Source organism: Stenotrophomonas sp. LARHCG68 (genome assembly GCF_052871705.1).
The window spans coordinates 1-5,923 of record NZ_JBIXJV010000013.1 but is presented as its reverse complement, the minus strand read 5'-3'; the positions used below and the strand labels follow the sequence as shown (position 1 = coordinate 5,923).

Genomic DNA, 5,923 nt, shown 5'->3' with positions numbered 1-5,923 from the left:
GGCCGCCTGGCGGGCCACAAGTTCAGGCGTCCCCACAACGACCTCACTTCCTCCCGCGACCCCTCGAACGGTCGCGGTGATGCGGAAGTACCAGGTCAACCCGCTGCCATCGCTGTACAGGTAGCGGGTTTCGGTGGTCCTGACCACCTCCTGCCACGGCCCGTCCGGCGACTCGCTGCGCTCGATGATGTAGATCACAACGGCGCCACCGGACTCGACCGCATCCCACTCCAACAGGACGCCATCAGCTACGGGCGTCACTTCCGTTCCGCCAACCGGTGGGACATCCGATGGTGCGTAGACTTCAGGGAACCAGCGCGCGAAGCGGGCAGCAGGAGGCGTCTGGGCGGGGAGTTGGCCCGCGCCCAGATCGATGAGGGTCACATATCGCATGTCTTACCTTGCGTTGAGCGATGCGTTCAGGGAGTCGCGCTTCTGCGTTGCCGCAGCGCCTTGGGTCGTGTTCAACAGCTTTTGGATCAACTGGTTCTGCTCGCGGATCAACTGGTTCTGCTCATCGAGCTTGGCGTTGGTCTCCTTCTGGACCTCCTTTCCTCCCGCGGCCACCTCAAAGATCGCTTTCCCGAAGTGCTCCGGCAGTGCTTCGATGGCGTCGGCCAATTGGCCCATCGAAGTGCCATCCTCGAGATCCAGCTCGCCGACCTTCATGCCGTCGATCATTGCCATCACGCGGCCGTAGAGGTCGTTGTAGTCCTTCCCGCTGGCAAAGAGGTTTCGGCCGAACCCAAGGGCTGCCTGAGCGGCCTGCTGCGCCGCTTGGCTATCTCCCTTCGCCGTCGCGTCGGCAAGCGCCTGCATCGACTCGGAGAGCTTTCGCCGGTCCGTCAGCGGTGACAGGTCGCTGATCGAAAGGCCGTACTTGATGTCCTTCTTGTCCGCCTCGATCTGCGCCTGGAGCTTGCCCATCTGCAGCGCGCGCAACTCCTCGATCTTTGCCAGATCCTCCGCCCTGGCCCCGGAAAGGCCCAGTGCCTTGGCGTAGTCGTTGGCCGCCTTCACCTGCTGGCGGTACGTGCGCTCAATGGTCAAGGCCTGCTGCTGGTAGCCCGACAGGTCCGCCGACATCACCTGCGTGGCGATGTCGGCCATCAGCGTGCCGTAGGACTTCGCCGTGCCCGCCAACCGGGTGTATGCCGCGGTCAGGCTTTCGTCCGCCGCCTGCATCTTCTCAACGTAGTCGGTGAGCGCGGAGAGCCCTACCCCGGTCCACAGGTCCAAGCCGCTCCGGGCATCCACTGCCGCGGTGACGAAGAAGTTTGCACCGTCCTCCAGCAGCTCCGCCGACTTCCGCCAGTCCTCCGCGATCCGGCTTGCCTGGCCGTCGATCTTCCCGACAGCAGCGATGGCCTGCTCGGCAGCGAGGCGCTTCTGGAAGGTCTCTGCGTCCTCGTCATAGGTCCGCCCCAGCACCGTCGAACGGGAGCCGGTGACGTTGCCCTTCTTGTCGTAGGACTGGGAGAAGGAGCCCCCAACGAGCGCAGCGGCATCCTGCCGCAGGCTCACGCCCAGCTGCTTGGCGTACGCCGAAAGCACCTCGTGGATGCCCGCGGCGGCATCCCGGGCCTCTTGACCGGGATCAACCTGGATCGTCCTCCACTTCTTGCCGCCAAAGAGCGACTTCTGCCGGCTTTGATAGGCCTCGGCCGTTGCCGACCCGCCGCCCTCACTGATGCCGATGGTCTGCTGGCTGCTGTTCGTTTGGTACTTGGTGCCAAAGACCTTGCCGCCGGACAGCTTGTCCACCACCGCGGCAGCCGCCAGTGCCCAGCCCACAACCGGAACCCAGGACGACGCCCCAATGGCCCCCATGGCGCCCGTTGCTCCAGCTGCTGCGCCAGCGCCGATGCCGCCGACGCCCACACCGGTACCGATGGCCCCCAACCCACCCGCGATGGCGCCGCCCACACCCAGCCCCAAGGCCCCATAGGATGCGCCGGCCAGCACGCTGGACAGGCCGCCGCTACCGCGCTTGGTCAGGCCGTAGTAGGCACCCAACAGGCCCAGGCCGGCGCCCGCATAGGGAAGCCCGCCCGCGAACTCACCCGTCAACAGCGACTTCCCGAACAGCCCCATACCAGGCGGCATGCCGAAGCCAGAGCCACCACCGCCGATGGTCCCGGATGCACCACCGAGCCCGTAGGTGGTTCCCTGGAAGCCGCCGAAGCCGGCCACGTTGTTCCCGAAGCCACCGATGGAGCCGGCGGCCACACCGGCAGCGGTACCGATACCCAGGCTTCCAATCCCGGCCCGCTGCACCCCCTGCACGATACCGCCGGCAATGGTGGTCCCCAGACCGCCGAAGCTGGTGCCGGAAGCCGCGAAACCCTGTCCGGACAGCATGCCTTGGATGGCCTTCTGGATCGGGTTCACGAACTGCTGCTGCAGCCCCGTGCGTACAACGTCCCACCACCCGCGCTTGAACACGTCCTTCAGCTCGGAGAAGAAGTCCTTTGCGTTCTTGATCTGGCCGGAGAACACGTCGGCGAAGGTGTCGGCCACACCACCGGCGGCGTCCACGGCAACCTGCTGCCAATCCTCTGCGGCACGCGCCGCGTCTTCCATCTCAATGGATAGGGCCGCATAGCTCTTGGCCTGAGCCAACAACTGCGTGATCTCCTGCTCGCTGAACTTGGCTCCTGCTTCCTGCGCCCGCGAAATCTCTGCACGCATGTCGGCCTCTGCCTGAAGCTGCCGCCTGTACATCTCGCGGGCCGGGCCTGCGATGCCAAGCAGCTGGACTTCCTGTTCCATGGTGCCAAGAAGGATGGCTGGTGCCTTCTGCGCCTTCTCAATCTCAGCAGCTACTTTTGCGTAGCCCTTCGCTGACTCAGCTAGTAGAACTCCATGGTCAGCCTGCAGGATGCTTCCCTTCTCCAACGCTAGATTCAGCTCAGCGACGCGTTGCTGATGGGATGCCATCGCCTCGGAGAGAGGCCCAGACATTATCCCGGCAGCGATCTGAGCCTCGCGCGAGAAGGCCGCCTGGGCTTCACGCTGGCGCTTGCTCGCTGCCTCAGCCTCTCTTTCCGACTTCTCACGGGCAGCACGCCCAATGTTCCCTGTAGCCGTGTACTGGACGTTCCCATTGATGGAATCAAGCCATGACTGAGGGGCGGCATCTTGAATCGGCATTTCGCCGACGATGCGCTTTGTGATCTCTGCCTGGAGGCGCTTTTGCTCGGCAGCCATTTCCGTCAGCTGCTGCGTGCGGAACTGCCGCTGGTCATCCGTCAATGGAATCCCGAAGTGGTTGGATGTCCAACCCTCCATCTCCTTTCGACGCTGACTGATGCGTCCAAGTTGCTCATTGAGCGCATCATAGGAGGAATCTTTGAGCGCACCGCCCGTGTCCAGCGCGTACAGCTCCTTTGTCCGGTTGATGAAGTTTCCCATCTGAACGAGTGCGCCCACAAGCTCAGTCGTCAGCCCAGCGACCCAACCGGTGAAGGAGGCGAAACTCTGTCGCGTTTGATCTGACCCAAGCAACTCGGTTAGCTCGCCAACAGTCGGCAAAACTTGCTCCGCCACACTGTTCTTGATGCCCTGCATTGCCAAGTCAGCCTGCGCGGTCATATCACGCAACTGGCGCGTTGCGTCCACCATGTCGTCGCCGATGATTGCACCTGCGGCGTCAGCGGCGGCACCCCAGCGCTTGAAGCCCTCGGCATTGTTCTTTAACAGCGGGACGAGTTGCGCTGAATCGCTAGCGATGGCCTCCATATAGAAGGTCATCTCAGATTGTGAGAGATTGGCCCTCTCCAAACTCCGAAAGTACAGGCCAAGCGCTTCGGGGCCTGACAGCTTCCGAAACTGCTCTGCAGTTACCCCAATGCGTGGCGCGATGTTCTCGAAGAAGTCCGCCATCGCTCCTCCACCCGTCTGGATGAAGTCGCCGATCTTGTCCTGTGTGTCCTTCAGGATGTCCGCAAGCTTCTCATGGCTGATTCCCACGGTTTGAGCGCCCGCAGCCATGCGCTGGAAACTGGCTGAGGTCGTCCCAGAGATCGAGGCCAGCCGGTCATATTCAATGCTGAGTTTCGCGACGTCTCGGGACCAGCTAACAACGGCGGCAGCGCCTGCTGCCAATCCGCCAGCAATAGCCACACCGACTGCCGTTCCTGCACGCTTGGCGGAAGCAGTCATTTGCTGCATCTGGCGGTCGAACAAGCGAGCCGACTTCCCCGCGTCCTTCTCGAACGAGCCCGTTTTGAGCAGAAGATCAACCGTTAGGGTGTAAAGCGACATAGGGGCTCCGAAAAGAAAGAAGCCCCGCACTTGGGCGGGGCTTCCTAGGGTTCGATCAGTAGCGGCTCAGCCGAGCTTTCGTAACAACTGGGCCTGATGGTTGTCTGCCTGGATGACGCGGGCGACCGCTACGAGGAAGATTCCAAGCGCGATCACACCCACGCCGAGTGTGGCCGGCGTCAGCATGAGTCCGCCGACGATGGCAGCAAAAAGACCGAGAACAGCAAGCAGGATGTACATGTAGCCCCCTAGTGATACTCCTTGGTATGGGGATGATGCCATCCATCTCCAGCTGCAAGTCAACCGGGAACTTCCTCAAACTCCAGGTATCCCGAGAAGTACCGACCGCTCACGTTCTCCAGGCTCCACGTGTTCGACGCGGCTCCGTAGATTGCCGACCGGGCGGCCAGCGCCGGATCGATGGGGCCACCCTTCGTCCGGCTGTACTCCGGCACGATGCAGCCCCGCCCGCGCCCCTGCAGCATCAGCACCACCGTATCCCAATCCGTGCCGGACAAGCCGCTGCCATGCGCCACGTCGGTGGGCCGTGCCGACAGGTTGCCGGTGAAGCGGCGGTACCGCGGCCCTTCAACTGTGTTGAGCTGGGCGCCTTTCGTGCGCGTGTGGACGCTGGTGTCGATGGTGGCTACCGCCCAGCCATCGGCAATGCCCACATCCACGGCGCGCAGCACTGCGATCTCACCCACCTCCACGGTCGCCGCGGTGGTGTCGATCCCCACGGCCACGGACGACACCGATGCGGCACCGGTCGGGAACAGCCAGGCGCACACCGATCCGTCAGGGAGTCGCACGGTGGAGCCGGTCGCCCCGGCCGCTGTCACCGATACCCCTGGCGGCAGGGACAGGCCCAGCAAGGCGACGATGCGCGGCACGATGGTGCCGCTGAATGTGATGTTGATCGACAGCGCGCCGCTCCTGGCGATCCGGGAGCGCCGCGCCGGCTTTCCGTCGAACATCGCCGCGCCGGCATCGGCCGTCAGCCAGTTGCCGCCCACCAGCGCCACCGACTGCACAGCCGGCATTCCGTACCCGATCAGCATTTCAGCCCCACACGTTGAGCACCACGTCCCCCGTGGTCGGGTTGCGCTCTACGCTGCGCACGAACACGTTTTTCCCGTTCTCCAGCCCATATCGCGGGTACGTGACTCGCCCCACCTGGCCGGGCTGAACGTCCAGCTGCTGGTCTCCGCGGATCGTGAGCACAAAGAAGTGCCGCATCACCGCGTACAGCCCCACGATCCGGTCCGCCTCGGCCTGCGCGTCCCCCTGCCCCCAGAACAGCGAGACGAATGGGGCGGCCACATCGGCGTGCCTGTAGTGGGGATGCAGCGGGCCGGCGGCATACACCTGGCCCCGGAACAGCGATGTCAGCTCGTCGCGCCTTGCCTGCGGCACGTCCACCAGGTCGGACACCAGATCGGCGGCACCGAGCGCCTGGGCGTTCGGACGGTAGGCGAACCGGCGGGTCAGGTTCGGCGCATCATCGGGCAGCGCGATCAGATCCTCGGCCAGGTCATCGGCGATGACCTCGAAGGCTGGCACCGCCACCGACTCAGGCGCCACCACCCGCGCCACGCGCAGCACGCCATCCGGCGCCTGGTACATCCCAGCGCCATAGCTCGGCAGGATCGCCCCC

General features: G+C 64.2%; 4 protein-coding genes and 1 pseudogene. All 5 read right to left on the bottom strand.

The annotated features are described in order from the left end of the window. Positions 1–261, bottom strand: a 261-nt coding sequence (locus ACIPR8_RS20000; RefSeq protein ID WP_446542180.1) for a hypothetical protein, incomplete at its 3' end; no start/stop codon positions are given. A 135-nt stretch (positions 262–396) separates the two neighbouring features. Continuing rightward, entirely contained in the window at positions 397–4,266 is a 3,870-nt protein-coding gene (locus ACIPR8_RS19995; protein WP_446542179.1) for a phage tail protein, read from the bottom strand. 66 nt (positions 4,267–4,332) lie between these two features. Beyond that, positions 4,333–4,506 carry a hypothetical protein gene (locus ACIPR8_RS19990; RefSeq protein WP_446542178.1) on the bottom strand — a complete coding sequence of 58 codons (174 nt, stop codon included), beginning with the start codon at positions 4,504–4,506 and terminating at the stop codon, positions 4,333–4,335. A gap of 59 nt (positions 4,507–4,565) precedes the next feature. Next, positions 4,566–5,327, bottom strand: a complete 762-nt coding sequence (locus ACIPR8_RS19985) for a hypothetical protein (RefSeq protein WP_446542177.1) — start codon at positions 5,325–5,327, stop codon at positions 4,566–4,568. Position 5,328: 1 nt separating this feature from the next. Next, positions 5,329–5,923: pseudogene (locus tag ACIPR8_RS19980) on the bottom strand (hypothetical protein); the annotation flags it as partial.

Bases quoted from the DNA above. Each gene is read 5' to 3' on its own strand.
- ACIPR8_RS19985 (WP_446542177.1), bottom strand. From the start codon at position 5,327: ATGCTGATCGGGTACGGAATGCCGGCTGTGCAGTCGGTGGCGCTGGTG.
- ACIPR8_RS19990 (WP_446542178.1), bottom strand. From the start codon at position 4,506: ATGTACATCCTGCTTGCTGTTCTCGGTCTTTTTGCTGCCATCGTCGGC.
- ACIPR8_RS19995 (WP_446542179.1), bottom strand. From the start codon at position 4,266: ATGTCGCTTTACACCCTAACGGTTGATCTTCTGCTCAAAACGGGCTCG.